This window comes from Catenulispora rubra, assembly GCF_015356825.1.
Lineage (GTDB): Bacteria > Actinomycetota > Actinomycetes > Streptomycetales > Catenulisporaceae > Catenulispora > Catenulispora rubra.
The window spans coordinates 1-2,111 of the sequence record NZ_JAACYW010000581.1 but is presented as its reverse complement, the minus strand read 5'-3'; the positions used below and the strand labels follow the sequence as shown (position 1 = coordinate 2,111).

At 67.5% G+C, this 2,111-nt stretch carries 1 protein-coding gene; it reads left to right on the top strand.

What is annotated here, in order from left to right; genetic code table 11:
* Nucleotides 1-11 precede the first annotated feature (11 nt).
* Nucleotides 12-2,111, top strand: a 2,100-nt coding sequence (locus tag GWK61_RS54225; RefSeq protein WP_323748202.1) for an acyltransferase domain-containing protein, incomplete at its 3' end; no start/stop codon positions are given.

Here is a 2,111-nt window from a genome sequence, read left to right as displayed (position 1 = left end):
TCGCGGCGGCGGTGGCTGCCGGGGTGTTGTCGCTGGAAGACGGCGCCCGGTTGTGTGCGCTACGGGCCCGGGCACTATCCGGGCTGTCAGGCACTGGCGCGATGGCTTCGGTGCCGTTGCCAGCCGCCGATATCACCGCTGTTTTGCCTGCGGGGTTGGAGATTGCCGCAGTGAATGGGCCTGCGCATACGGTGGTTGCGGGCCCGGCGGCCGTGGTGGCCGAGTTTGTGGCGGAGTATCAGGCTCGCGATATTCGTGCCCGGCTGATTGATGTCGACTACGCCTCACACAGTGTCCATATCGAGAGTCTGCACTCGGTGCTGGCGGAGCTGAAAATCAGCCCGAGCCAGGGGCGGATCCCTTTCTATTCCACGGTCACCGCCGCACGCATCACCGATACCACTGTGCTCGACGCCGGATATTGGTGGCGGAACCTTCGGCAGCCGGTCCGGTTCCACGACACCGTCCAGGCGCTGCACGCCGACGGCTTCGGCATGTTCATCGAGTCCAGCCCGCACCCGGTGCTGGTCCCCGCCCTGGAGCACAGCTTCGAGGACTTCGACACGGTGGTCATCGGCTCGCTACGCCGCGACCACGACGGTTTGCGACAACTGCTGGGCAACGCCGCCCGAGCCCACGTCCACGGCGCGCCGTTGATCCCGCCCGGCAGCACCGACCAGAGCCCTGACCTGCTGCCGGACCTCCCGACCTACCCCTTCCAACACACCCGCTACTGGCTACTCCCGGCCGCTTCAGGTAGCGCCGGGGCGTTGGGCCAGGATCCTGGTGGGCATCCGTTGCTGGATGCGGTGGTCGCGCACCCCGATGGCAGCATCACCGGAACCGCAGTGCTGACCGCGGATCGATGCGAATGGATCCGTGATCACGCGGTCTACGACATGATCGTGCTTCCGGGTGCTGCGCTCCTGGAGCTGGTCCTGCACATCGCGGCCGGCACCGGCCATCCCCATCTGCAAGAGCTCACGTTGCAGGCCCCGCTGATCCTGTCCGAGGATGACCGGCTGCACCTGAATATCACCTACCGGCCCGACCCGGACCCCGGCACCGGCTCCGGCACAGTCACCATCCACACCCGCCCGGCCGACACCAACCAAGACCCAGGCGACGCACCGGCCTGGATGCATCACGCCACGGCCGTCCTCACCGCAGAACCCGCCCCGATGCCGGACCCGGTTCCCGTGCCCCATCCGGACATCGCAGTCATCGCATCCGCAGTGCTCTACGCCGATCTTCACGACCGCGGCTACGACTACGGCCCGACCTTCCAAGGCCTCACCGACATCCGACACCACGGTCATCAAGCCTGGGCCACCGCGACCCTGCCCGAACCGGCCGCCGCCGACGGGTTCCTGCTGCATCCCGCACTGCTGGATGCCGCGCTGCACACCACCTTCCTCACGACCGACCCCCACCAGCCCGACCGCTCCGACCAGCCTGTCGCCCTGCAGCTCCCGTTCACCTTCACCGACACCACAATCCATCGACACCCGGCCGTCCCGGCCCTCACCACCATCGGCATCCACACCACCACTGAGGGCGCCACCCACACCGTCACCGTCACCGGCCCCGATGACCTCCCGATCCTGACCACCCACCTGACCACCCGCCCTCTCAACCTCCGTGATCTGACCGCTCCTGAAACGCATCTGCACCAACGCGTCTGGGTCCCCCGCAGCGACCCTTTGGTCCAGGCCGCCTCCGCCGTTGAGTACACGATCTATGACATCCCCGCCGGTGACGCGTCGCCGGAGCATTCCGACCATCTCGCCGCGGTCCACGCCACCGTCGAGAACACCCTGACCCACCTGCAAACCTGGCTCGCGGACCCGGGCAACGCCGAAGCCCACCTGGTCGTCCTGACCCACCACGCGATCGCCGTCCACCCCGACGATCCGGTCGACCTGACGGTCGCGCCGGTGTGGGGTCTCATCCACTCCGCCCAAAACGAGAACCCCCACCGCATCACCCTCATCGACACCGACGACCACCCCGCCTCCCAAACAACCCTCACCAACACCATCACCTCAGCCATCGCCGACCAGCAACCACACACAGCCCTGCGACAAGGCACCCCCCACACCCCCCAACTC